Below are 24,863 nucleotides of genomic sequence, written 5' to 3'. Positions count from 1 at the left end.
GAAGTTCGTTGATGACAGGAAGAAGGCGGCATTGGCGGTTGGCGGTCTCTACGAGGACATGAAGGGCTACGCGAATAGCAGCTACTCGCAGTCGTAGGTCTGATCTATATGATAGGCAACTATCTGGCGCAGGACCAAGTGGATGCCGGTGGGCACGCCGAAGAACTGGGCTGTCTACCTCGTGGTTGGAGCTGGCGGGCGGGTGTCGAAGACCAAGTAGCGTCCACAAGTCGCTTCGGCCGAGGCGAATGGAGCCGCGAATGGCGCAGAAAGTCAGCGGCAGAACGTCCCTGCGACCGGCGCTATTACGCCATGATGAGCAACGTTACGACGATCGGTCTAGATATCGCGAAGTCCGTGTTTCACACGGCGTGGATGCGGCTGGTGAGGTTGCCGTCCGCAGAAAGCTTACGCGTGGGCGCGTGCTGGCATTCTTCAAGAGCTTGCCGCGATGCCTGGTCGGGATCGAGGCGTGCAGTTCGTCGCATTATTGGGCTCGTGATTCACCGCACTTGGCCACGATGTGCGGCTGCTGCCGGCAGTACGTGAAGCCATATCTGAAGCGGCAGAAGAACGACGCTGCAGATGCAGAGGCGATCTGTGAGGCGGTGACCCGGCCGACGATGCGCTTCGTGCCGGTGAAGTCGCCCGAGCAACAGAGTGTGATGATGCTGCATCGGGTTAGGTTGATGCTCAACCGCCAGCGCACACAGATATCGAACGCGTTGCGGGCGCACCTGTCCGAGTTCGGGATCGTGGCGCCGATCGGACGCAATGGAATCGAGCAACTGCTCTACGTCATCAACGACGAGAACGACGCCAGGATAGGGCCTCCGTGCGAATCCCTACGCAGACGATCCGCAAAAGACGATTTACAGCTGGAGCCTCGGCATTGCTCGCTGAGGTCCTGCGTCCCGGCAAGAGCAGGATGGACGCAGCAAGGTCCGATATGTCGACGGCCGCTCGATAACAGCGCGCGAGAACATGGCCGAACCCGGGACGGCAGATTGTTGCGGGTCGTCGCGAATTCCATGCAACACCCGGCTGATTGCAGGGAAGCGCGATCGGTCGCCGTCTCTTTCACGTTCCGCGCGGATTATGCCAGTGGCTGCGCGCTCAGGAACGAACCTCGATAGATGAAAACTAGGCTGCAACCTTCTTGCGGGTCCGCTTTGCCGGCGCCGGCGTTTCCGGCTCTTTCGGTTTGCGTCCGAGACCCATGGTCTTGGCCAATGCCGAGCGCGCCGCGGCGTAGTTCGGCGCGACCATGGGATAGTCCGCCGGCAAATGCCATTTGGCACGATATCCATCCGGCGTCAGCCCATAGTGGGTCGACAGATGACGCTTTAGCGATTTGAATTTCTTCCCGTCCTCAAGGCAGATGATGTTGTCCGGCGTCACAGATTTCCTGATCGGCACAGCAGGCTTGAGAGCCTCGGGTTCTTCTGCGGAAACGCCGGCGCCGGCCGTGCCCTTCAGTGCCGCGTGTACCTGGCCGATCAGGGCAGGAAGTTCTCCCACCGGAACCGGATTGTTGGAGACATAGGCCGAGACGACATCGGCGGTGAGCTCGATGAGGGTGTCGATGTTTTTGTCGGCTTCTTCTGTCATGAAACTCTCCAGGCGGCTTGAAACACAGTCGGCGAAGTGTTGCTTCATAGTGGCGGTTGTCGTTGAAAGCAACAAATGCATCGGCAGGATTATTGCGATGCTCGTTCGCTGGGCAGGCTTGGGTCAGTCCCACCTAGCCGAGGAACAAACCTTAGCCGCACTGCCGAGTATCTCGGCGACGACCGAGAGGGACGATCGAAACGTAAAGGATTTGCGGTTGAAATTTACTTTTCCCGAAGTATTCAGTGCTAAGGGACCGCCCAACACGCAGCTGGCTACTCTACCGCGGGGAGTGAAAGAGTGATGCAGCGTCTGTCTGCCGCAAGGCTCGGTGACCTTCTGGCGGGAGACCTGCGTGTTTTTGGCGGGCCCTCGACGATCGAACCACTTGCCGGCCGCATCAGGGCGGAGCAGGTCAGTATCGTGCTTCGCAACACGCTTCTTGGCATGGTTGCGAATATACTCAATGCGGCCACTTTTGTCATGGCGGTCTGGGGCTCGCCCGACCAAACGAAAGCCATCCTCTGGGCGAGTGTCGTCATCGTCGCCGCTGGTTTCGTCGGCCTAAGAGCGAGATCTTCGTTTCAGTCGGTCAAACCAAGGTCGGTGTCTCGCCGCACTACGCAAAACCTGGTGCGCAACGCCTTCCTTTTCGGCACTTGGTGGGGCGCACTGCCCGTTCTGTTTTTTAGTGGGGCAACAAGCGCAGCGCAGGTCGTCATTACCTGCCTGAGCGCGGGGATGATCGCGGGCGGCGCCGCTTCCTTTTACACCCTTCCCATTGCGGCCATCGCGTATACGCTACCGATCTTCGTCGGTTCGGCGGTCGCAATTGTGTGGGTACAAGACGCCGTCAATCTGCCCGTCGCAATCCTGATAGTGAGTTACGCCACTACGCTGTTTCGTGCGGTGCTTGCTCACGCGTCCGAATTTACCCAACGCTTCATTCTGCAAGCGGAAAGCGAAAATGCTATTCGCAGGGATGTTTTGACGAGTTTGCCAAACCGGTTCAGCTTCAACGAGCGGCTGGACAACGCGTTGGTGGACGCAAAGCAGTTTGACCAGCACTTTGCGCTGCTTTTGTTCGATCTCAGCAATTTTGACGAGGTGAATGATCACTTTGGCCGAGCCATGGCGGATGCCGTTTTGGTCGAAGTGGCTGCGCGACTTCGCAAATCGACACGGGAAAGCGATGGCATCGCCAGATTGGAGGGCGGCGAATTTGCAATAATCGCTGCGCGCGATATCCGGCCAGATCAAATCAGGTCCTTGGCCAAACAGATCATAGATGTCATGCGCGCGCCTTTCTTGATCGAAGGGCGAGAGATATATTGCAGGGCCTCCGTCGGTATCGCTTTGGCGCCCACTGACGGTTTGGATGCCAACCAGCTCCTGCGGTGCGTCGACACCGCGCTTCACAGGGCTAGGATGCTGGGGGCGGGCTCCATCCAGTTTTTCAGCGCAAGCGACGATGAAGCTGCTGCAAGGCGCCAGGCCCTTGAACGCGATCTGGCATCTGCGCTCGCCAACGACCAGCTTTGGCTCGCATTTCAACCATTTCTCGACCTCGGGAGCGATCGCATCCGAGGTTTTGAAGCGCTTCTGCGGTGGCAGCATCCGACACTTGGCGCGATCCCTCCGTCGGAGTTCATAGCTATCGCTGAAGAAACCGGATTGATTCACGCCATCGGGCATTGGGCTCTCAACACGGCTTGCCTGGCAGCGGTGCAATGGCCGCGCGACTTGCGGGTCTCCGTCAATCTGTCGGCTGTCCAGCTTAAGAACAAGGCGTTATTGGATGGAATAGTAATGGCCTTGTCGGAGACCGGTTTAGAGCCAAAGCGACTTGAGGTCGAAATCACGGAATCGGTGCTGATTTCCGATTTTGAAGACGCCATTTCATTACTACAATCGTTGAGTTTTCTGTCCGTCACAGTTGCCCTTGACGATTTTGGCACCGGCTTTTCATCCCTCACCTATCTTCGCAAATTGCCTCTTTCGCGGCTCAAGATCGACCGGTCTTTTGTCCAGGATATGCTAACCGACGCGGACTGCGCCGCGATTGTAAGATCATTGGTTCAGCTGGCGCATGAGCTTCGAATTGAGGTAACGGCCGAAGGCGTGGAAACTCCCGAACAGCTCGACTATCTGCGCCGCTTCGGATGCGATGAAGCTCAAGGCTATTTGATCGGGAAACCTGTCCGGATAGATGACATTCCTGGCATTACCGCGAAGCCGCTTGATCAGGAGCTAAGTACTTGAAAAGCAGGACCGGCGCTTTGGCGGCGATGGTCGGTTTTTTCGATTCCGTCGCAAACTTTCCGTCAAGATCACCTGGGGCATGAAGGCCCCTCCATTTGAGGGGGGGCATGTTCAAAGGCCGCCATTTCGATCGGTCGGTCATCCTGGATGCTGCCCGCGGGGGACCCGCCGAAGGCGAAGGATTCGCTGGTTGATCCGGTCTCCGACCGCATCAGTTGTGAACTCGTCGGGCTTGAGGCTGCAGGGCCTCGCCCGGCGAGTTGCATTTGGGCTCGCTGCGCTGGCCCGGCTCCGCGCGGCCAGGTAGACGAAGTTGAATAAAATTCTGGACAGACACCGTGAATTACCCCCAGTATTCAACGGGGGGACAGTTCAATGAAGGCGATAGCATTTCTTGCGGGCGCGGCCGTGTTCATCAGCGGGTGCTCAACAAACACGAATGTTTCGGATAGCGATTTAAAAGCGCAGAACACAACAGCGCTTTGCCACGCGCTGGTCGGCAGCGCCGACGAACAATATCGAAGTCGAGTTGCAGCGCTCCTGACTCGGCGTGGTGCAACGGTTGAGAAATGCGTTCGATTGATACAGACCGACAACGCTGTCGCGACTGGAATTGCGGTGGCGGGTGTAGCCGCTGCGGCGGGCGCGGCAGCAAAGAATGGCGGCGGGGGCTACTATGTTCCGCGACCGCAAGTTTATGGCGTTGCATGGGACCAGTTCTACGGCCCGAACTACGCTTTGATTTGGCGTTGCCGGGATATGGCGACCGGGCAGTTTGTCTACGATTACTACTGCGCTGCCATGCCCATGATCGACAGTACCTGGCCGGGCTGGTCGGCATAAGTCGACAATGGATAGATCACGACACGACAATCGGTCTGATCAATGGCGCAAACGCACCGGCGCAAAGCGCTCGCGCGCGCTGCGGTGGGCGAGCGTGCCGCGGCGCTTGATCTTCGTGACGTTCGCCGCAGCCGGCGCGCTGGCCGCGCAGATCGCCATGCAGCACAGCGACCGCTTGCCCGAGCTCAACGCATCGAACTGGTTCGGGCCGAAGCCGGAACCGATCTCGGGTGTCGCCTCCGTTATCGACGGCGACACGATAGAAGTTCGCGGCCAGCGGATTCGCTTCAACGGCATCGACGCGCCGGAGAGCAAGCAATACTGCGACGACGCCAAGGGCTTCGAATATCCCTGCGGCCGGCGATCGGCGGAAGCATTGGACACATTCCTGGCAGCCTCGAGGCCGGTGCAGTGCACGTTCGTGACGTGGGATCGCTATCACCGTTTTGTAGGCGACTGCCGACGCGCCGACGGCGCCAGCGTGGCGACATGGATGGTCGAGCACGGTCAGGCGCTTGATTGGCCGCGCTACAGCCACGGCGCTATGCGCCACAGCAGGCGAAGGCGAGGGGCCGCGAAAGTCGGCATGTGGGTCGGCAACTTTCAAGCGCCCTGGGATTGGCGCGCGTCGCATGCCGATGGCGCGGCGCCGTCGAGCCAGCCGCTCGGCATGGTAAGCCGCAAGCTGTTAGCGCAGAGCGGCTATTCATGCGAGCCACGGCGGTACTGCTCGCAGATCAGCTCGTGCGACGAAGCGCAATGGTATCTGCACAACTGCTCGTGGGGCCGGAAGCTGGACCGGGACGGCGATGGCGTAGCGTGCGAGACGCTGTGCTGATTGTGCGCGGAGGTGCCGTATGAACCTTAGACGAGGGTTCGTCCGCCTATGGTGGGCGTTCTCGATTCCGTGGATCTGTTTCTGGTCCTGGCACGATAATGTGCCTTGCTTAATGGGCTTTGACCTCATCGGCGACAGCCCTTGGTGCGTCACGGGACTCTACTTGCCGGTTCGACCGCACATCGAGACAGTTGAGTTGATCTTGGGGGCGCCGTTGGTGGTTGCTGCTGCTATGGCGTTGATCGCGTGGGTGGCCGCGGGCTTCGAGGATGTGAAATAAAGTCTTGGAATAATCCTAATCTTCTCAAGACGAGTTTTGCAGAGAATGATCGATGGAGTGGCTGGGCACCTCAGCTACCATGAAATCCAACGTATAATACAGCATGTCGATCAACCGAAGAGGAACGGAATCCCTTACGTATGGGAACTGTCACTGCTTTGGGCACACACTCGAATTCATCACGTCGTGCATGAAAGGGTCAGTGCGTCCGGGGACAAAAAAGAGACCCATGGCTTCCGGAACTTGGCGTCTTTTCTGAAGTCAAGACGATCTCTGACGCGCAAGCGCACAAGGACTACCCAGTCACATATTTTATCGACTGCTTTTCGGCATTCATTTTGAAATATGCACCGGTGCATGGCGACTTCCACATCCAATTTGGATCGCTGCGAAAGCGCGTCCACGGTCAAATGGTGTACGTCCCGGCTCCCCCCAAGAATGTAGAAAGGTCTGCCAAGCACCTCGTGCTAGAACTCGTCAAGATAGGAGGTGATTTCTCGCGCCCCTTTCAGCATCACGTGTTCTATGAGAATGCCCAGGCAACGGTGTCCTATCAGCCTTCAGGAAGAGACTTTCCGCTCATCGGCCACGGATATCCCTTTCTCCGTTGTTGCTTCCTGCACCCCTTCATTGCAGTGCCGGATGACGCCAGACGAGCGGCAATATTGCGAAATTCGGCGAAAACACCCGGACCAGCCAGATGAGAACAGGCATCCGAGATACTTTATCCATAGCGCGTCAATAAAAGGAGCCTGTGCTATAACTCTGCTAATTGCTTAGAAAGCCTTATTGGATGCCACGCCCATCAAAACCTCGGCTTTCTGAGCGGTGCCCTGCGGTTCGGGGCAGCCTGATCCCTAACTGCAAAGCGTTGCTGCATCCAAGCACGTTCCGTGCCAACTGTGAAAAATAATTGTTATCAGCAGGATAACTGAAAAAGACCGTGTCCGAGATCCGACCCGGACAAAGCGAAATGTAGTTGCATTGTAAGTAACGTCCCGGTGTGGCGCTCGGCCTCGAATCCGCCATGCTTGCGAATGAGCGTGCCTCGCCCGCGCCCCCGTGATGCTCGACCAATGCATCGGCTGGAGTTTGCCGCCGTGCTTGCCGTCAGGCGCCAATATCGGCGGGACATCGGCCGCGAAAAAGGAACAGGCGTGCGAATCCGGCTCTGATGGACTTGCAGGGTCACCGCGCTGGTAAAACCGCGAACTGAAGCGGATGGGGTCGGCCGCCGTCAACGGCAAGCGGGTACAATGCGGTGGTGACCTGCCGATGGATGGTCCCAGTTGTCGCCTCGAAGGGCTGAACGCCCCCAAATGCGTGCTGTAGGTTTCGGGTTCGTCTAGCCATCAGCTGCCGCTTTGACTGCCGCCTCGAACCGTTCTGCCGTTGCCTTTGCCGTTGTTAACAGCGCTTTGAAATCGTCGGGAGGATTACCGCTTTCCAGCATACTTTTGAAGGCCGCGTAGGCACTGTCCTGCTCCCGTAGGCACGCATGGTGTCGTCATCGTTTACCCACGCGAGCAGGATGATCTTGCTGGCGCTGTCGAACCGGAAAAACAACGATACTGCTGAAAAGAACGGAACCAGTGTTTGCGGCCGCTGCCGAGCGCATCACCCTGCCGAAATTGCGGCGCTGACGGCTCAACAAAGAAAGGGTGGCCTGCAGCCCGCCGGTCATTGCGGAACAGCTGTCTGCATCGTCGACGGCATCGAGCTGGCGGCAGGCCATATCGCCCGCGCGCTGCGCCCCATGATGCTTGTAGACGCCGGCGGCTGCCAATGCCAATCGTGGCGGAGCGCGCCGTCACGTCTCGGTCGAGATTGCAAAGGGTGCAAGCCGGGGACCCCAACGTCAGCATCAGCATTTATCTCTGCGTCCTGCATGCGCTCGCGAGGTCGACAGGTGCTGGCGAGCGCCGATCTGCCCAACACATCCATCTCAAGCCGCTTAGACGGATCGTCTCGCGATGGCTGACTTTCAGGTGCAATTAATCTGGACGGCCGCACACACCCGATCGGAATGGCGAGGAGCAATCGCGGCCGGGGCTCGGAGACCATCCTCTCTTCGAGTATGACGGTGCATGGTTTGAGAATCCGGACCGCTTCTTGCTCGACCCAGCTGTTGCTCTGACCCTGGCGCCTTCGCTCCTCCTGCCCCGGACACTGGCGATCATTCGATGACTGGCACTGTGCTGATAATCCGTTCGGCCTAAGCGTACCTCGGAAGGCGCGACAACAGAGCCCATTTCGGCATCCAAACCGAACGGCAACAGAGCCAGCATATCTCGATGCGACCGGCGACACCTCGCGCGGTTGACACGGTTATTGCAGGATCTCTTGTCACAAGGCGGCAAGAACTACGGGAAGAGAGATCGAGGAAGTATTCGGCGCCTTCCGCGTCTCTATACCCCCTCGTGCGCCCCGCCTGGAGCCGAATGCCAGCTACGTGACCGAAGCCGTAAAGCGGTCCGGGAAGACCTCTGACCATACCAGGATGATAATGGAATATGGATTTCGCATGACGAGGAACGGTCGGCGCGCGTTAGCATAGCCTTAATCAGGGTTTGGAGAGAAGGCATTGGTGAAATCAGGAAAGGCCCGGCTGGGCGGTACGTCCGAAGAAGATGACCTCACTCCGCTCTCGGGAGAGTGGGTCGAAGCCTTGACTGGGGCATCGACTTCCTCTGCCGGCGATCCGGCGAACCTCCACGCCCCGGCATCCCACGAAGCGTCGCTGGACCAAATCCTGGACGCCTGGGCTGCTGAAGCGGGACAGGGGGACAACGAGCAGCGGCAAGAGGCGGTGACACGAACCAGGGCCTGGGTTGAGGCCGGCGATGTCGATGCCCTACTGGACCTGTCACCTGCGTTCCTGACGAGTTTGCCCGCCCTCCCGGCCGGGCTTCCGACGCTCGATGTCAGCAACAACCGGCTGGAGTTACATCCCCGCGACAGTTTCGGGCAGCAGAGGCTGTCCTCTGGGGAGTTGCCTGAAAAAATGGGACTCTGCGCCAGCAAGCCGCATACCGCGGATGCAACTTCTTCTCACAGTTCACACTCCTCCAGCGCCAGTACATCCTCTCCCGCGAGGCCAAGCACCTCCCTGTTCGAATACAGGACGGCCGAATTGCACGAGGCGAATGAAAACGGCATCTGCGTTGGACTGACTGCGGAGTGGCTCCTCAATCTCAACCGCAGCGCGTCAGCCCGGATGAATGCGATATTGCCTGGATCGGAAGGACACGCCTCAGCGGCTATGCGGCAACAGCAGTATCAGAACCTCAAGCATCTGTTGCTAACAGAGGGAGCAGGAGCTTCCCAGGCCGACCTTCAGGCACACAACACCATTTTGCGGGAAGCAGGCCTAGCACCGTCCGGAAAAGAGAAGAAATACACATTTGGCGAGTCTTCGAGCCTCTTGCGGATGATTAGCAAAATAACGGAAGACGGGTCGACCTATTTGGTCAACTTGTATTTTTCTGGCGATGGCGCACACACAGTTGCGATGTCATCTTCGAATGGAGTGACGACGCTCTTCGATCCAAACTATGGGGAGTTTACTGTTCAATCGCGAGAGATGTCGTCGTTGTTCCAAAGCCTCACCAATCGTTACAGGAACCCAAACCGATTGCACTTGTCGACAATCACCACACAAAGGATGCATTGAGTCGGGCCGAACTTTCCGATAACTGGATGTCCGTACTCTACGCAGTCGCGTTTCGCTGGGTCAGCGTCAGCGGCGAGCGATTGTAGACGATGTGGCCGTTCGCATCCTCGCCGGTGACGGCCGTCTTCATGCGGTCGTGGAGAATCTCGATCGGCACCCCGCCAAGGGCCTCTGCCTGGCAATGCCAGCATAGCGGCGTCTGCAGGTCCTGGTGCATGACATAGCGGGCGAAGTTGTAGCGCGAGTGGCCAAGCACGAGCGAGAGCGCCGGCAAACGTGCATCGATAGTGCCGGAGCGAAATAGTTGCGGCAAGGCCGCGGCCGATGCACTGGACGGCTTTCTGGCGCAATCCGGACCCACGCGCTGCGACTTCGTGGAACGGGGCGATTCGATCCTCCGGGGCTAATTTCCTCGATGCTGCCGTCCACGATGTGGACCGTGCCGTCGTAGCTCTCGTTGAGTAAGACGAGTCTTGCGCAGGTCAATGTCAGTTCATTCATGCCATGTTTCTCCGATTCACCTTCGTCTCGATCTTCTCCGCCCTCAGAAATCTCTTCGTCCCACCAAGCTCAAACCGCTCTGTTCGCGTCATACACATTCATCGCCTGCAGGCCATAGCGGAATGGAAGTCAGTGACCATTGTCAGCTGAGATCAGCGCAAAAGTCTCATTGCGTTCATTTGCAGATAACGTGACATCGCCGCCAAGTTGATGGCCTAGGAGGAATGCCGAAAACCGGCCGGTCTTTGAATGGAATGGCGGCCCGCTCCACGTCGGGTAGTCCGCTTTGGAGGTGATCGCGAGATATATTTATAATTGCGTTACTCGTAGCAATGAAAAACTGTATCGCCGATATATGTCGCCATAGTGTCATTCATTTAATTTTCTAATTGCGGCAGCAGCGTCTCGACGGCTGCTGGCCGCCGCCAACACTCGCGATTTAGCCTTATTGTTTAATTTGCCAGCGTTCTCCACCAGCGCAGGCACCACTTGCGCTGCGCTGCTCTTGCTCAGAATTTCGACGATATCGTTCTTGCTGAGCTTCTGGCCGCTGAACTCCAGCTTCGCCAGCGCCTCCGCTTTGTCCAGCAGCGCCACAACCGCCCGCGCGGCACCGCGCCTTTTCAGGATCTTCAGTACATCATCCTTGCTGAGTTTCTGGCCACCGAACTCCAGCTTCGCCAGCGTCTCGGCGTTGTCCCCCAGGGCCCGCACGGCCCGGGAGGCACCTTCATTGCCCAGGATCTTGACGAGATCGTCCTTGCTGAACCTCTGGCCGCCGAACTCCAGCTGCGCCAGCGCCTCCGCGTTCTTGACCAGGACCTTCACCACCTGGGCGGCACCCTTGTTGTGCAGGATCTTGATGATATCGTCCTTACTGAGCTTCTGGTCGCCGAACTCCAACTTCGCCAGCGCCTCTGCGTTCTTGACCAGGGCCTTCACCGTCTGGGCGGCACCATCATGGCCTAGGATCTTGACGATATCCTCCATGCTGAGCTTCTGGCGCCCGAACTCCAGCTTCGCCAGCGCCTCTGCGTGCTCCAGCAGGGTGTCCAACGCCAGGGCTGTGCCCGGCCCGCTCAGGACCTTGATGATATCGCCCTTGCTAAACTTCTGGCCGCTGAAGTCGAGCTTCGCCAGCGCCTCCGCTTTGTCCAGCAGCGCCACAACCGCCCGCGCGGCACCGCGCTTTTTCAGGATCTTCAGTACATCGTCCTTGCTGAAGTTCTGGGCGCCGACCTCCAGCTTCGCCAGCGCCGCCGCGTTGTCCACAAAGGCTTTCAAAGCGAGCAATCCACCGGGGCAGTTGACAACGCGTTGGCACTCCTCGCGTGAGAGCCGAAACCTTGTCTCAAGGGCTTTACTCGCCAAGTCGCTAAACGTTTCAGGGACTTCCCTGCGCTTTGCCCCGTGCCGCGCCATCAGGGCCGCACGATCGGTTACGACGTTTCGAAGATCCAGCGATGCGCTCTCTGGCGGTTCCTTGTTCGTCAGCCTGGTCACCAGTTCGCGCGTAGCCGCCAACACCGCAACACCGCAGTCATATCCGTTGCGCTGCGGCGCTACATGCCCCTCCCGGTACCCTGCTGCCCCCAATTGGCGAGCGAGCTGGCCTGCAATAGAGAGCTGCGCAGAGTCCTTCAGCGAATCGTAATGAAGGGCCTGCGGCCCTTGGGGATGTCCCCGGTCGATGAACAGGAGCGACCAGTGCGTTCCTTCAGCTTCACCAGGCTGCCCATTATTCACCGGCAGGAACAGGAACCGTGTTTTTTGCCCGGCCGCGGTGTCATAAACGCCTGGCAGTGCTTCCTTCAGATCTTCTGCCGAGGCAAAGCGCAGCATCTGGACGACCGCGGGCGGCACAAAGTGGGTCTGGGCGGCAAATCTTGGGTAGATCTGTCGCAGTTCCTTGGCAAGCCGTTCGTAGTCTGCCTTGATATGCTCGTCGCCAAGCCATTCGGTTGCACCTAGTGCCAGAGGTCGCGCGCTCTCCAGCGCCGGAACCGCCGGATCGGCCTCCAGTGCCGCGCTGGCAGAGAGTTGGGGGCGCTCGGCGTGAGCGAGCATATGGTGTTCGTGCGGACTCGCTGGGAAACCGTCTCGGCCGAACAGCTCGACCATCTGCCGGGCCTGTCCGGAATAGTCCTGCGCTCTCTCAGTCGCTGCCCCGTCCACGGCAGGAGTGCTGCCGCTTGGCCCGGCAACGGGTTCCGACGGCGAAATAGGTCCCTGCGGTGGCATCAGTTGCGCGTCAAGCGCGTCCGGGGGGAGGTGTGGCTGCAGATGCTCGTGGGCCTGCGAATATGTTCCGCCTGCCACGCCCTCATCCGTCGGCAGAACAAGGTTGCCGGCGCGAGTAAGCGCATCGTGTTCGTCCGGACTCCTTAGGAAACCGTCGCGCCGGAACTGCTCGACTATCTGCTGTGCCATTCCGGAAAAGTTCTGCGCCTTGGCGAGCCAAGCCTGCGCCATCTCCCACAGCGGATGAGGCAACTCATCGACAATGATGCCAAAGGCCTGCGTGTAGTCGTCTTCTCTCGCGGTCGCTCCCCTGTCTACGGCAGGAAACCCTGGAGTGCTGTCGCTCGTCCCGGCAACAGGTTCCGGCGGCGAAACAGACCCCCAGGGTGGCATCAGTTGCGCCTCAAGCGAGTCCGAGGGCAGGTGGGGCTGCAGATGTTCGTGGACCTGCGGATACGTTCCGCCAGCCACGCCCTCCTCCGTCGCTGGAACGTTGCCTGGATGGCTGACTAATCCGATCGTGCTTTCCATGTCCACCGGGTCGGCGGTCGGCGGAGTGAGGCTCGTCAGGGCCTCCAGGAAAGCCCACGTTTCCGGACTGAAGTCACCGTCCTCTGGGGTCATGACAGCCATTTCCTGTTTCTTCGGTGATCCGTGTCGCAGCTCAATCGATCGCGACGGTAGCAGCAGGGTTGTAGAATTCCGCGATCAAGCTCCCTAAAGGTCTTCGGAGCGTCCTGCGGCGATGGGGGTGTATTGGATGTAGAGAGGGAAGGTCATGCCCGCGCATGATCAGGGAGAAGCCGTAGGAACGACAAAACATGTGGTGATGAAGCGGCACCATACCGGCGCGCGTTGCGGCCCCGGGCTGACAGATAGCTCGCGGCCTGCCGGGTGAAGGACGCAACGCATTCGATGACGAATGCCAGGGCACGTAATCCTCGCGTATCGCTGGCCGGCGGCAGATGGCGCGTAGCTTGTTGCGCGCTACACACACTGCTCGACCGACAGGCCTCTCTTCAATTGGGGAATCCAGATCCTCTCCCATGTCCACTTGCTCACGACGCAGCGCAATCGCCTTGCTGACGCGCAAGCCGTGACGAGGCTTCATCAGGATCAGCAGATAGTCGCGAATGCGAAGACGCCGTTTGCGGACGCCTCGAGTACGGTCCTGATCTCGGCCTTCCCTAAGAACCCATCCCGCCGCCCGTACCGTTGGTGGGGTCATCCGATCCACTCTTTGAACCTCGCTGTTGATAGCATCCGTGGTGTCTGACTACTTGGTTTGCCTGGGCCTGGCCCACAACGGCCGACGCCCAATTGACCTCCGCCTTTGTCTGCTCGACCAGAGAAGAGCGGTGCATCCGTGACCGGGCTGATCGGCCTTCACGTCTGTCGCCCTCGTAACGGCGTTTGCGTGAACGTCGGAAAACGCTCGTTAAGGCGGCGGTACAGCTAGCTTCCCGCGAATCCAGTTGCACTCCTCCGTTCTTTGGTCTGCACGTCAACCTCCTGATGCGCAAGCTGAGAGCCGTGCGCCAAACTACGCCATGACTGATCTGGTGATCTAGTTGCGGCGAGATTTGAGAAGATGGCTCAGTTCCCGAGTAGCAGTGAAGTCAATCGGTCTGTCCAATGCATATGAGATATGGGGTATGTCGATAGGTTATGCCGCGTATGGAGCGATGACCTTGATGGAGGTGAGTTTGCATGCAAATTCCGTGACGATCATCGGGGTTTTGTCGCAAACTATTCGGTAAGCTGATGCAGGCATGACGGCACTCTCAGCCTTCGCGACCCGGAGGAGATGATGGCCGAACGTGCGTGAGCGTCGATCATTCCACCGTGCGTCGGTGGGTCGTGCACTTTTCGCCGCAACTGCTGGAGCGGTTCAACCGGCGCAAGCGATCCGTCACTGGCAAGTGGCATATGGATGAGATCTACGGCAAGGTCCGCGGACGATGGACGTATCTCTATCACGCCATCGACAGCGTCGGCGACACGGTGGCTTTCTTCCTCAGCGAAACCGTGACCTATCGGGGGCGAAGCGCTTCTTTCGTCAGGCTCTTGCGCCCGACCTTCGACGTACCTCAGGAGCTCGGATTGCTTTGATACCTGCTCCTGAAGCCGGTCCAACGAACCTTCCTCATCGCCTATCGAGGTTGACGATCCACTGCTCAGTCATCGTTTTCTTACTGCCGGTAGAGAAGAATTTGGCTTCGTCCTTCTGGGCCCAACATGGCCGTGCACCGCTCCCCTCTGATGTAGATCGTTATCATTTGCTGGGATTGGCTCGGGAGTAGACCATGGTAGTGCAGTTGGCGCAACATTTCTATCGGCGCCCGAAAGCCGTCGTCCCAATTCGGGGGGACGTACTCTCCGAAATCGAAGGAAGCTGGCTGGTGATATGTCGAGCCGAAGATCGATGCCCCGAGGCCTTGATCCCACGTTGGCGGGCTTGGCTGATTTACACTTTCTGCCGGCGAATAGGGTGAAGGCATCCCCTGCCAAAAGTTCGCTGTATCGAAACTGTCGGCGGGCAACTGGCCGGCCTGATCCACTCCTGCCCAAAACTCCGCCGAGTTGAAGCTTTGCGGCGACGGGGCGGGTTGATCAGCCGCATCCGCCGCAGCCCAAATCTCGTCTTGATCGACACTTTTCACCGGTGAGGACGCGGCTTGATCCACTGGCGGCCACGAGCTGCCTTCCCCAGCGCGCGAACTTCTCTTCCGAAGCTCCTGACGGTGCCTCTCAAGCATACCCAATCCCCCGATGGCGCGCGGGAAAAGCGTTGTAGCATATTGGCGCAGCGAATCGCCATCAAGGCTAGCAAGGCTCAGCCCGAGAGGCTGGAGCGCCTTAGACAACGAACGGAGGGTGCTACGATAGGCTTTGATGGTATCCTTGCCCAGCCTCCCGCGAGCCGCCACAGCCGCCGTGTCGATGAGCCTCACGTCTTCATCAGAGACACGACGCCGCGGACTTTCGGCTGCTGCTTGCTGTGGCTCGGCTGGTTGCCCCGCTTCCTGCTGTTGCTGCAGCAAGTAGTAGTGCTGCATCCACGCTTCCGTGCCCTGTGCCCCGGTCAAGTCTTCGAACCACTGCGTCGGCTCCGGGGCGGGATCGTCGTCGTCGTCGGAAGCCTGTCCTGGATTTCTCATTGCCGTCTTTCCTGTAGCCAGATCAAAGATGTCCTATCCTACAGCCGGCCGAGCGTTCCTACCCATGCCAAATCCATATGCCATCATGCTCGTGAGACATGGTCAGGATCCTTGCCGAATCAACTGCGCACGACCGTTTCACGGGTCCTCGATCACCGGTTTGGAGCGACGGGTGTTCCCGGACCTCGTCTGACGGTCCGAAGGATTGCCTTGTCTATGAACCTCTCGGCAGTACGTTATGCCATGCTAAAAGCACCGGTGGCCACTGGCGGCCTGGACCTCACTGTCAAGCGAAGTGAGGATTTGACCCCGCATTGCCTCACGTTGATTGTTACCAATAGGGTCGCCGTCCCGAGGGGATGAAGCCGTTGTTGTCATCCTCATTCGGAGGCTGGATGGCGGGGCGGGGTAGCATGGCGACACGGTTGGAATTGATTGAAGCAATTGTCGAGCGATGTCGATCGAGCTGCCGGGCCGACAAACAACGGATTTTGGACGAGTTCGTCGCGGTTACCGGCTATCCTCGCAAACATGCGATCCGGGTATTGCGACCTCGCGCTTCCGGTCCCTCGCCCGCCAGACAATATCCGGTGCTTTATGGCGCCGAAGTTCTGGAGGCGCTGGTGGCATTGTGGGAGGCGTCCGATCGCCTTTGCTCGAAACGGCTGAAACCGCTGATTCCCATTTTGCTGCCGGCTCTTGAGCGGCATGGCCGGCTCGATCTGGATGGCGAACTTCGCGACAAGCTGCTGACGATCAGCGCAGCGACGATGGATCGCTTGCTTTCGGAAGTGCGTGCTGTAGCTCGCGGCGGGCAGCGCCGTCGCGCCGGACTGAGTTCTGCGGTGCGTCGGTCGGTTCCGGTGCGCACCTTCGGCGACTGGAACGATCCGGCGCCCGGATATGTCGAGGTCGACTTCGTTGCCCATCACCGGCACCTCTTCGTCCGGCAGCTTTGTGCAAACGATGGTCTTGACCGATATCGCCACAGGCTGGACCGAGTGCGTGCCGGGGCGGACGCGAGAAAGTGGTCTTGTCATCGCTGCTATCAAGCGGGCAAGGTCGTTGTTCCCCTTTCCGCTTCAAGGCGTGGACTTTGACAATGACAGCGCCTTCATGAATGAACTCGTGGTCTCCTGGTGCAGAAGTCAAGGATTGGAAGTGACGCGTTCCCGTGCTTATCGGAAGAATGATCAGGCATGGGTCGAGCAGAAGAACGGTGCCATCGTTCGTCGCCTGGTCGGCTATGGCAGGTTCATGGGTGCGGAAGCCACGGCGGCGCTTGTTTGTCTCTACGACGCAGTGCGGCTGCACGGCAATCTCTTCCAGCCCTCGTTCAAGCTGCGAGAGAAGACCCGTATCGGCGCGCGTGTGATCAAGCGCTATCATCCGCCAGCGCCGCTGGTCGAGCGTGTATTGGCCCATCCCGAGGTGCCGGAGGTCGACAAGGAGCTGTTGCGTGCGATGCTCGCAACGGCGGACCCGGTGATGCTGTTCACCGGCATCCGTTCGGCACAGGAAGATTTGGGAAGACGCGTCGATCGTCGTGGAGTGCAAGCAACGCCACAGGAACCGGTCGTCATCGATCTGCAGCGCTTCACCGCAAATCTGAAGACGGCTTGGCAGGGCGGTGAGGTGCGACCCACCCATAAAAGGCCTTATCGGCGGACAAAGCCTTATCCGAAGAGACCGAGCATGCTTGAGCCTTATGAGGCTCAGATTCGGGCATGGTTGGAGGCCGAGCCGACGCTCTCGGCGGCCCTCGTGCTGCAGCGGTTGATGAACCTCGATCAAACACGGTTCACGAACAAAAGTCTGCGGACGGTGCAAATAGCGGTGAAAGCCTGGCGTAAAGAGACAGCCGTTGAAATCATCAATGGCGACTGGATGGCGATCTCCCCGCTTCTTCAACCCGCTACATCGTTAGGTAACATTCTTCGGTGAGGCAACAGGGGGAGTCAGTTTCTCAATTCGACCGACAGCAGGCCTTTCTGACCATGTCCCGGGTGCATGATCGGATATGGATTTGACATGGCGAAGAACCGTCGGCGGCATTAGCATGGGGTGTTCCGTTGATTTGGCTCTGGAGAGACGGCATTGGTGAACCCAGGACAGGCCCACCCGAGCGCTACTTGCCAACAAGATGATATCACGCCGCCCGTGGCACACTGGGTCGAAGCAGTAACCGGGGCATCGGTGTCCTCCGTCGGCGATCCGACGAACCTCGACACCGCGGCCGTGCCGGAAGCATCGCTGGACCAAATCCTGGACGCCTGGGCTGCTGAAGCGGGACAGGGGGACAACGAGCAGCGGCAAGAGGCGGTGACACGAACCAGGGCCTGGGTTGAGGCCGGCGATGTCGATGCCCTACTGGACCTGTCACCTCTGTTCCTGACGAGTTTGCCCGCCCTCCCGGCCGAGCTCCAGGTGCTCAACGTCAACAACAACGATTTGACCAGCCTGCCCGCGAGCCTCCCGGCCGGGCTCCGGCGGCTTGACGCCAACCACAACCAGCTGACCAGCCTGCCCGAGCAGCTCCCGGCCGGGCTCCAGTGGCTCTATGCCAATGGCAACCGGCTGACCAGCCTGCCCGAGCGCCTCTCGGCCGGGCTCCAGCGGCTCTACGCCGACCGCAACCAGCTGACCAGCCTGCCTGCGAGCCTCCCGGCCGGGCTCCAGGCGCTCTACGTCAGCGGCAACCAGCTGACCAGCCTGCCCGCGAGCCTCCCGGCCGGGCTCCAGGCGCTCTACGCCAACGGCAACCAGCTGACCAGCCTGCCCGCGAGCCTCCCGGCCCGGCTCCAGGCGCTCTACGCCAACGGCAACCAGCTGACTAGCCTGCCCGCGAGCCTCCCGGCGCGGCTCCGGCGGCTTGATGCCAACGGCAACCGACTGACCAGCCTGCCCGAGCACCTCCCGGCCGAGCTCCAGTGGCTCGACGTCTGCAACAACCGGCTGACCAGCCTGCCGGAGACCCTGCTGACGCAGCTAAACTCTGAGTGCAGGGTTTTTCTAGATGCTAACCCGTTGCCCGAGAGGGTGCGCAGGAACGTGGCGACAGCCCTGTATGCCGCGGACTATCCCGGCCCGCAGGTCTTCTTCTCAATGGACGAGGAAGCGGAGCAAGGTCCTCTGCGGCCCCTGCACGAGGCGGTGGCGGACTGGCTCGTCGACGATCCGCAAGGGGGGCGCGCCTGGCAGGGCTTCGCCGGTGAAGAGGGCGCCCAAGAGTACGCGCGCTTTCTCGACAGACTGCGGCACACCGTGAGTTTTGGCAATGCCGAATTCCGACAGGCGGTGGTCGAGGATCTGCGGCAAGCGGCGGCCAGGCCGCGATTGCGCGAGCTATACTTCGCGCTGGCCTTTAGGGCGAGCGAGACCTGCCAGGATCGGATCACCCTCACGTGGAACAGCATGCAGACTGCCCGGCTGGTCGCCGATGTCGAGGACGGGGCCTATGACCGGCGCCTTGATGAGCTGGTCGGGCAAGCCCGTGTCATGTTCCGGCTGGATGCGCTCGAGCGCATCGCACGGAAGAAGGTCAGCACGCTCCGCTTCGTAGACGAGATCGAGGTCTATCTCGCCTATCAGGTCAAGCTGCGCGAGCGGCTGGAAATGCCGCTCATTGCCCCCGATATGCGCTTCTTCGGCGTCTCCTGGGTCACTGAGGACGACCTAACCGCGGCCGAGGAGCAGGTGCGGCAGGAGGAGGCCGCAGGCTTTGCCGCCTACCTGGCCACAAAATGGGAGCCTTGGGAGAAGGTGGTGAGCCGCATTGCCCCCGAGGCCTATGGGGCCATGCAGGATCGGCTCATCGCGGCGATGGGTGACGAATTCCGGAGCAGCCTGGACCAGCGTCTCGCCGCTGAGAATCTGACCGGCAACGACGATGCGGAGCGGGAATTCGGGAAGCTGGTCAGCGACGAGCTCGCCAGCAAGATCAAGGGCGAACTGATGCGTCAAGTGCTGCAGGAGGAGGGCCTCGAGCTGTGAAGCAGAACATCAGAGTCTCACAGATTGTGGCAGTATACCGAGCGGAAAGCACGCGAAGCGCCGACGCTCCAGCTGCCGCAGTAGAGGTCACGATCAATATCAGTTTTGGGATGAGCTGTTCCGAACGCGGACCGCTGCGACCCGCCGGGTCGGGCCCGGGTCGTCAGCGCAGTTACGTCGGATTTTGATCCGAATGACTGGCCGCCGGAAGCCGAGCCATCGTCGTCTGCAAGGTTCGGTCGTCATACATCTACAGCGGGGTTGCGCGCTTAGGCTGAACGCTGGGGCGGCTCTCGCCGAGGCCTTGCTGGAAGGCGCGTATCCTCCCTCCCATCCGCGCATTTTACCGTCTGACCATATTCGATGCGGGCTTAAGCACGGACATTTGTCGCACGGTAGTCCGAGGTTCCCCAATCGTTGGAGGCCATCTCCAGCATACTGCAACGGCAGATAAAACGCGGCGCTCTAAAAGACAGGCCGCGATGCGCAAGGCCCCCTCGGCTCGGCTCTGGCGCCCCGAGGACGACCTTAGATTGGGCTTTCGCTGCGCCTCCCCCCCATTACTCTGCTACCCGCCACGCAGGTCGAGCCCGCAGAGAAGCGAGATAAACGGAGACAGTCATCAGGTCTGGATACGAAAAGCGCTTTAACGCGACGAAACCCAAGGCCGGGACAGGGGGTGCGACCATTCCCGTTTAGCGCATCTCCGTTGTGTCATTTGATTGCCAGTCTATTCATATAGCGCTCCAAGTACCAGGCCGGATCATCATCAGACGAATCATCCTCGTCATTTGCTTCACTCGAATACGAATCAACACTTTCGTCACTCTCACTTTCGTCACTCTTAGAAAGGTAAAGGCCAGGTTTGCCTGCCCTCTGCCATTCACCGTTGCTATTCTTCGTCCATTTGTCGGGATGCTGCGTCGGATCAAGGACCCACCGATCTTGGCCCACATCAACAAAACCCATCTGCTGCAGACGGTCTTCCATGTCTGGCAACGCCGGGCGTGACATGATCAACGGCCGTTCACCGTCGAGTCGAAGTTGATGTTCGAGCAGAATATCGCCCGCGTTCTCGACAAGTGGATGTGTAACGCGAAGGTCTACAATGGATGTGATGTGTTTTCGCCCGGGAAATCGATCCCGCCACTGCTCCCGTTCAATGTTAAATCCACCTTCTGTTCTCAAAAGCCCAGCGCATGTTTCGCCTAAATCATAGCTAAAATAGCGCGCCTTTGGGCTATCCTGGTCGGTGCTACCGTAGAGCCTGGCGAGTGTTGCCGTTCGCTCGGCCTTGGAGGACACAAAAGGGGAGTACTCTTGTGGATTGTCTGCGATGTGCTTGATTTCATCGCTGTAGAAGTCCCTCATTTTTTTGGCGAATGAAGACTTATCGAGCTCCTCGATAGGAGGTTGGGAAGCGAGCGAATACGGCCGTGTCGGCGCTAGAGACGAGCTAGCACGGGGATCACGTGTTTGTGCCCCGGTCAAGTTCTCGATCCATCGCCCTGTTTCCGGGCGGAGCAACGGCCGTCTTGTGTTGTCCATTTTGATCTCTTCGGGTGGCAAAAAGCAAACATGGGTATACTGGCCAGCCGCGCGTCTCCGTCATGCATATTTCATATGTTGCCATATCGGGGCTTTGTCACGCTATCTCAGGTTGGACGGACCGCGGATGGCGATACCAGGCGAGGGCTAAGGGTTACAGCCAATTGTTGGGGCCTCTATGCGGTGCGGTGTCTCGACATCGGGCATGACAGCCGTTCACCACCCCATAGGAGCGCAGCATGTCGGTGATGGATGCGCTTTCGTGCCAAGCCCTGTTTCTTGCAACCTGCTTTGGCAAACGGTATGCAGTTGCAGCCGAGAGTCACCCGCATTCTCAACAAGTTTTTTGCGACACTGCATGGATCGCAAGCATGCAATGCGGTTGCTACGCCAAGGCGCGGAGCTGATTCCCCGGCCACCGCGCCTCGTCTCTACGACCATGCCACTCGGCAGGCGCTCGTGGTTTATGGCAGGCATCCGATCGGGTTTGTGGAAAGCGCCTGAGCGCGCTGATCCATTTTCCGTCTGTCTCCATGCACAACACTCCGTCCAAAGCTTTTTCGCATGATCAGCCCAAGGTGGGCCGGATCGGGTGTGCGCATTTTGGCAAAAGCCGGACGGGGGTTCCGCTAATTCCCGGACAGTCGTTTCGCTAATGCCGGGACAGTTTGGCGGCGTCGGTCCTTGGGTGCCTTGTTGCGTTCGTGGATGATTGATTTCGCCGTTTTCGGCGCCGGTCAAGAGGGGCGCGGCCTTTGCTTTCGCATGCTGTCGCCCTGAAGCGCGATGCGGTGGGCGTTGTGAACGATCCTGTCGAGAATGGCGTCGGCGACGGTAGGGTCCTCGAATGTTTCATGATGCACCTCTCCTTGATCGCCTGATCCGCTGCAGGCGGCTTTGCAGTTGATCGATCTGGTCGCTGGAAAGGCTGATCTGCCAAGGCTGGCCTTTCGTGCTTTGCCGACCGCTGATAAGTCCCTGGGCGAGGTAATCGAAGATGGTTTGAGCCGTCACGCCGATTGCAGCGGCAGCGCCCTGTACAGAGTAGGTCCCATCAGGCCAGCGTGTCGGATTGGCTGCGACACCGTTAATCTTGGCTGTCGGGATTCCCCAGCGGTGGCGCAGAAGCCAGACGTTCTCGTAGGTGAATGGTCTGCCTCGGGCTGAACGAATGCCCTCGTCGTTCAATTTTTTGGCGATTTGCCTGTCCATATCGCCCGCAGCATTGAGTTGCGTAACCCGCTCACGCACAAGGTCGAGTTCGCCATACTAGGCCAACGAACAGACGTTATGGCTTTGCGGCAAGTCCGAGCTGAACGCGCTTCGAATGTAGGATTGCCTTGAGAACATCGATCCCGAACTTCAGGCTTTCCGCTTCAGACTCTATCGAAATACCTGTCGTCACAGTGCCTTTGGCTTCGTTGAGCGAGACCTCCTCTAGATCGTTAAACCACTGCTGGTCTCTTGCTTCCTGAAATTTGGATAGTGCCTCAATCGCCACCCAAAGGGCCGATTGAACTGCAATTAGGGCAGCAGCGAGTTTTTTGTCGTCCGCGCCGGATATGGAAACAACAGGTCCGCCTTTCTTGTTCACGATTTAGTTTCCCTTGCTGAGATGGAACATCGACCGAACGGGCCTTCTGATCGCTGCCGCGCCTACATGCCGGTCGCAAAAAACGGGGGCGCTGACGGCTCGACAGAGGGATTCGCGCCCGTTGCTTTGCTTGCTAGCCGTCTAGGAAAGATGCGTTTCGTTCCGCACGGAACTCGCTCAGGGCAAAATCGATCACTATCGCATTATTCGGAATCAATCTTCGCCAGCCCAGACGTGGCCAGAGCCGCCACCAGCGCAGGAGTGGGAGGACCCGGTGTGGGCGGTGGCATCGACATGATGCTACCGGGGCGGAAGGGCGTTGCCATCATGCCGATCGTCGTACCGAAGATGGCGATGCCCTTAGAGCTTATTTCGATGGCCTGAGGGCCGGCTGGGCCCATCACTGAAAGGCGAATCTTGTTAGGTGTCACCTCGATACTGCTACCAAACGCCGCCAGGGCCGAGGCTGAAGTGAGGAGGTATTTCTTTTTGACGTCGATGGCATAATTATTCCCGACCTTTACGTTGTGGTCCTTCTGCGCTTTGAGAAAGACCTCCTCACTGCCTTGCCTGTCCTCGAATCGCAGCTCATTGTAATCCGCAATTGTGCCTCGATCGGTGTGCGTTCGGAAGGTGGAGCGGGTCTTGTTAGCCGGTAGGTTTTCGGGAGGCAAGTTGGACCCGTTGTAAACGACCCCGGTTACGTAGGGACGGTCAGGGTCGCCGTGGACGAAATCCACCATAACCTCTTGGCCGATCCTTGGAGTTAGGAGGCAGCCGAAGCCCTTGCCAGCCCAGTTCTGCGCTACCCTGATCCAGCAGGAGCTATTTTCGTCCTTGTTGCCCTCGCGGTCCCAGAAGAACTGGACTTTGATGCGGCCGTACTGGTCCGTCGTGATTGTCTCGCCCGGCGGGCCCACGACCACCGCTGTCTGCGGTCCTTTGATTAGCGGCACCTGTGTGCGGCGCGGAGAGCGATACTGTGTGCTCGCAGAGATGATCTCCACTGTGCTGTGATAGAGCAAGCACTCGACGTTTTGGTCGGTGGTCACCGCTTCCGTTGGACGGTCTCCCACTTCTCCTAAAACCGTGAAGTCATTCGCGATTGCGAGAAAGCGCTGGGTAGCCCTCGGGCGCGTACCCACATCGCCGTAGTAAAAGGGGTTTGCAGCCTTGAAGATCAATCCCGTTTGGATCTGGCGAGCTGTAGTTTCAATACGCGCCCGATAGGCGTTGCAAGCAAGCTCTTCCGCTCGGATAGTGGCGTAGAAGTCGCCATCCCTTTTCGCCTTGTAGCCTCCGGGATAGATGAATGTCTCCTGTATGGCTGAGAAAAAGTCCGCAGGCGCCGCCTCCAACGCCGCGCCAGCGGCGCCAGAAAGACGGGTGCCGGCGCCCACGGCGCTCTTTCCGGGAGGAATGTCGCCGATCCGAACGGAGGGAGTGCGCGCTACCGCGCTAAGCTCTGCCATTGGCCTCTCATGATCGTAGTCCTTTAGAACGACCTTGTTCGACTGCAGTGACACGGCCTCGCTCCAGTGCAAGATGACGTCATCTCGATGGAGATTTCGGGCGGGCCTGAGATTGTGGTGGGTCTCCACAGCCTCTGGCTTGCATGTCTCGTGGCTCGAAAGGTCGTCGACGAGCACCAGATCGTGTCGATTCTCCCCATGTTCAAAATAGTAGTAGAGGCCGTCCTGTTCCATTAGGCGGCTGACGAAGGTCAAATCTGTCTCGTCGTACTGCACGCAAAACGTGCGGTTCGGAAACCGCCCGATTGTCCGATTCTTGAAATTGCCTTTGTGCTCCTGAAAAATTTTGGAGATGATCTCGATGCTGGTCTTATTTTGAAAGATACGGCTGTTGGTGCGATAATCGAGCAGGGAAAGCCAAGGCCGCAACTCGGCTGCATAGTTGAGGTGCTCCGTGTCGTCCAGGCCAAGATACTCAAACCGAGTGATGACGCCATTGAAGAAGCGCGTTCCCGCGTCCTTCAGCTTCAAGCCGACCGTCAAGAATTGGCCGGGAATGTTAGCGAAGTTCTGAACTGGATTGGGTGTGGCGAGTTTCACCTCATAGCGAAAGGGTTCCCCCAGCCGTTCGGTGCCTTTTAGCCGTCGAAGAATGATCTCGTTCGGCTGGAATGCGGCCGAGGTAACTGCAGCAAATCGATTGTGCCTCAAGAGATTTTCAATTGTAGACTGGACCATGGGGGATTTCCGCGGTTGACTGAAAGAGCGCCGTAGTACTTTTCTACTTGGCTTTAGAGACGCGGCCGGAACGCCGGCAACAAAAAACTATGGACGGCGCAATGCCTG

16 protein-coding genes and 5 pseudogenes are annotated in these 24,863 nt (G+C 59.0%); 10 read left to right on the top strand and 11 right to left on the bottom strand.

Going from position 1 to position 24,863, the window contains the following annotated elements; all coding sequences use genetic code 11:
• Positions 1 to 315 precede the first annotated feature (315 nt).
• A pseudogene (locus AU465_RS11260) lies at positions 316 to 755 on the top strand (IS110 family RNA-guided transposase); the annotation flags it as partial.
• Positions 756 to 1,143: 388 nt separating this feature from the next.
• On the opposite strand, the gene AU465_RS11255 reads toward AU465_RS11260, so the two are convergent.
• Complete coding sequence (locus AU465_RS11255) at positions 1,144 to 1,611, bottom strand: Ros/MucR family transcriptional regulator (protein ID WP_192246865.1); 468 nt, start codon at positions 1,609 to 1,611, stop codon at positions 1,144 to 1,146.
• A 303-nt stretch (positions 1,612 to 1,914) separates the two neighbouring features.
• Here AU465_RS11255 and AU465_RS11250 point away from each other — a divergent pair, with 303 nt between their 5' ends.
• The 3 genes from AU465_RS11250 (at position 1,915) to AU465_RS11240 (ending at position 5,554) form a co-directional block, all read left to right on the top strand.
• Positions 1,915 to 3,873, top strand: a complete 1,959-nt coding sequence (locus AU465_RS11250; RefSeq protein WP_192246913.1) for a putative bifunctional diguanylate cyclase/phosphodiesterase — start codon at positions 1,915 to 1,917, stop codon at positions 3,871 to 3,873.
• A gap of 375 nt (positions 3,874 to 4,248) precedes the next feature.
• The gene (locus tag AU465_RS11245) at positions 4,249 to 4,716 is read left to right on the top strand and encodes a hypothetical protein (protein ID WP_192246863.1); all 468 of its coding nucleotides are present in this window, start codon (positions 4,249 to 4,251) and stop codon (positions 4,714 to 4,716) included.
• Between the two features lie 7 nt (positions 4,717 to 4,723).
• On the top strand, positions 4,724 to 5,554 hold the full coding sequence (locus AU465_RS11240; protein WP_192246861.1) for a thermonuclease family protein: 831 nt from the start codon (positions 4,724 to 4,726) through the stop codon (positions 5,552 to 5,554).
• A 1,687-nt stretch (positions 5,555 to 7,241) separates the two neighbouring features.
• Here AU465_RS11240 and AU465_RS36470 read toward each other — a convergent pair.
• Together AU465_RS36470 and AU465_RS36465 are read right to left on the bottom strand one after the other, a co-directional pair.
• A complete protein-coding gene (locus tag AU465_RS36470; protein WP_246506000.1) occupies positions 7,242 to 7,400 on the bottom strand; it encodes a type II toxin-antitoxin system YhaV family toxin in 159 nt (52 codons plus the stop codon).
• Positions 7,342 to 7,620, bottom strand: coding sequence for a hypothetical protein (locus tag AU465_RS36465; RefSeq protein WP_246506027.1), 279 nt, complete (start codon positions 7,618 to 7,620; stop codon positions 7,342 to 7,344). The genes AU465_RS36470 and AU465_RS36465 overlap by 59 nt, the downstream gene beginning before the upstream one ends.
• Before the next feature lie 801 nt (positions 7,621 to 8,421).
• Here AU465_RS36465 and AU465_RS36460 point away from each other — a divergent pair.
• Positions 8,422 to 9,507 (top strand): YopT-type cysteine protease domain-containing protein, encoded by a 1,086-nt coding sequence (locus AU465_RS36460; protein WP_312891240.1) that lies wholly within the window; start codon positions 8,422 to 8,424, stop codon positions 9,505 to 9,507.
• 55 nt (positions 9,508 to 9,562) lie between these two features.
• Here AU465_RS36460 and AU465_RS11225 read toward each other — a convergent pair.
• Positions 9,563 to 9,769: pseudogene (locus AU465_RS11225) on the bottom strand (IS21 family transposase); the annotation flags it as partial.
• Positions 9,770 to 10,029: 260 nt separating this feature from the next.
• Here AU465_RS11225 and AU465_RS36455 point away from each other — a divergent pair.
• Positions 10,030 to 10,158 (top strand): annotated as a pseudogene (locus AU465_RS36455) (IS6 family transposase); the annotation flags it as partial.
• Positions 10,159 to 10,377: 219 nt separating this feature from the next.
• Here the strand turns inward: AU465_RS36455 and AU465_RS11220 are convergent.
• Positions 10,378 to 12,882: a Ulp1 family isopeptidase gene (locus tag AU465_RS11220; protein WP_192246859.1), complete on the bottom strand. Its 2,505-nt coding sequence runs from the start codon at positions 12,880 to 12,882 to the stop codon at positions 10,378 to 10,380.
• Between the two features lie 1,150 nt (positions 12,883 to 14,032).
• Between AU465_RS11220 and AU465_RS11215 the strand changes: the two are divergent.
• A pseudogene (locus AU465_RS11215) lies at positions 14,033 to 14,318 on the top strand (IS6 family transposase); the annotation flags it as partial.
• A gap of 123 nt (positions 14,319 to 14,441) precedes the next feature.
• Here AU465_RS11215 and AU465_RS11210 read toward each other — a convergent pair.
• The gene (locus AU465_RS11210) at positions 14,442 to 15,410 is read right to left on the bottom strand and encodes a hypothetical protein (protein ID WP_192246857.1); all 969 of its coding nucleotides are present in this window, start codon (positions 15,408 to 15,410) and stop codon (positions 14,442 to 14,444) included.
• Positions 15,411 to 15,823: 413 nt separating this feature from the next.
• On the opposite strand from AU465_RS11210, the gene AU465_RS36450 reads away from it, so the two are divergent.
• The 3 genes from AU465_RS36450 to AU465_RS11200 all read left to right on the top strand — a co-directional run bounded on the left by AU465_RS36450 (position 15,824) and on the right by AU465_RS11200 (position 19,403).
• A complete protein-coding gene (locus tag AU465_RS36450; RefSeq protein WP_246505995.1) occupies positions 15,824 to 16,510 on the top strand; it encodes a hypothetical protein in 687 nt (228 codons plus the stop codon).
• Positions 16,511 to 16,526: 16 nt separating this feature from the next.
• Positions 16,527 to 17,354: a hypothetical protein gene (locus tag AU465_RS36445; RefSeq protein WP_246505993.1), complete on the top strand. Its 828-nt coding sequence runs from the start codon at positions 16,527 to 16,529 to the stop codon at positions 17,352 to 17,354.
• Positions 17,355 to 17,606: 252 nt separating this feature from the next.
• On the top strand, positions 17,607 to 19,403 hold the full coding sequence (locus AU465_RS11200; RefSeq protein WP_312891238.1) for an NEL-type E3 ubiquitin ligase domain-containing protein: 1,797 nt from the start codon (positions 17,607 to 17,609) through the stop codon (positions 19,401 to 19,403).
• 714 nt (positions 19,404 to 20,117) lie between these two features.
• On the opposite strand, the gene AU465_RS11195 is transcribed toward AU465_RS11200, so the two are convergent.
• The 5 genes and pseudogenes from AU465_RS11195 to AU465_RS11175 all read right to left on the bottom strand — a co-directional run bounded on the left by AU465_RS11195 (position 20,118) and on the right by AU465_RS11175 (position 24,755).
• Positions 20,118 to 20,951 (bottom strand): host specificity protein, encoded by an 834-nt coding sequence (locus AU465_RS11195; protein WP_246505991.1) that lies wholly within the window; start codon positions 20,949 to 20,951, stop codon positions 20,118 to 20,120.
• A 737-nt stretch (positions 20,952 to 21,688) separates the two neighbouring features.
• Positions 21,689 to 21,808 (bottom strand): annotated as a pseudogene (locus tag AU465_RS37760) (ATP-binding protein); the annotation flags it as partial.
• Positions 21,804 to 22,163 carry a hypothetical protein gene (locus tag AU465_RS11185; protein WP_192246853.1) on the bottom strand — a complete coding sequence of 120 codons (360 nt, stop codon included), beginning with the start codon at positions 22,161 to 22,163 and terminating at the stop codon, positions 21,804 to 21,806. The gene AU465_RS11185 and the pseudogene AU465_RS37760, both read right to left, overlap by 5 nt.
• Before the next feature lie 76 nt (positions 22,164 to 22,239).
• Positions 22,240 to 22,545 carry a hypothetical protein gene (locus AU465_RS11180; RefSeq protein ID WP_192246851.1) on the bottom strand — a complete coding sequence of 102 codons (306 nt, stop codon included), beginning with the start codon at positions 22,543 to 22,545 and terminating at the stop codon, positions 22,240 to 22,242.
• Positions 22,546 to 22,748: 203 nt separating this feature from the next.
• Positions 22,749 to 24,755, bottom strand: coding sequence for a type VI secretion system Vgr family protein (locus tag AU465_RS11175; RefSeq protein WP_192246849.1), 2,007 nt, complete (start codon positions 24,753 to 24,755; stop codon positions 22,749 to 22,751).
• Between the last annotated feature and the right edge of the window lie 108 nt (positions 24,756 to 24,863).

The organism is Mesorhizobium silamurunense (assembly GCF_014843905.1).
Lineage (GTDB): Bacteria > Pseudomonadota > Alphaproteobacteria > Rhizobiales > Rhizobiaceae > Mesorhizobium > Mesorhizobium silamurunense.
This window is presented reverse-complemented; position numbering and strand designations above follow the sequence as displayed.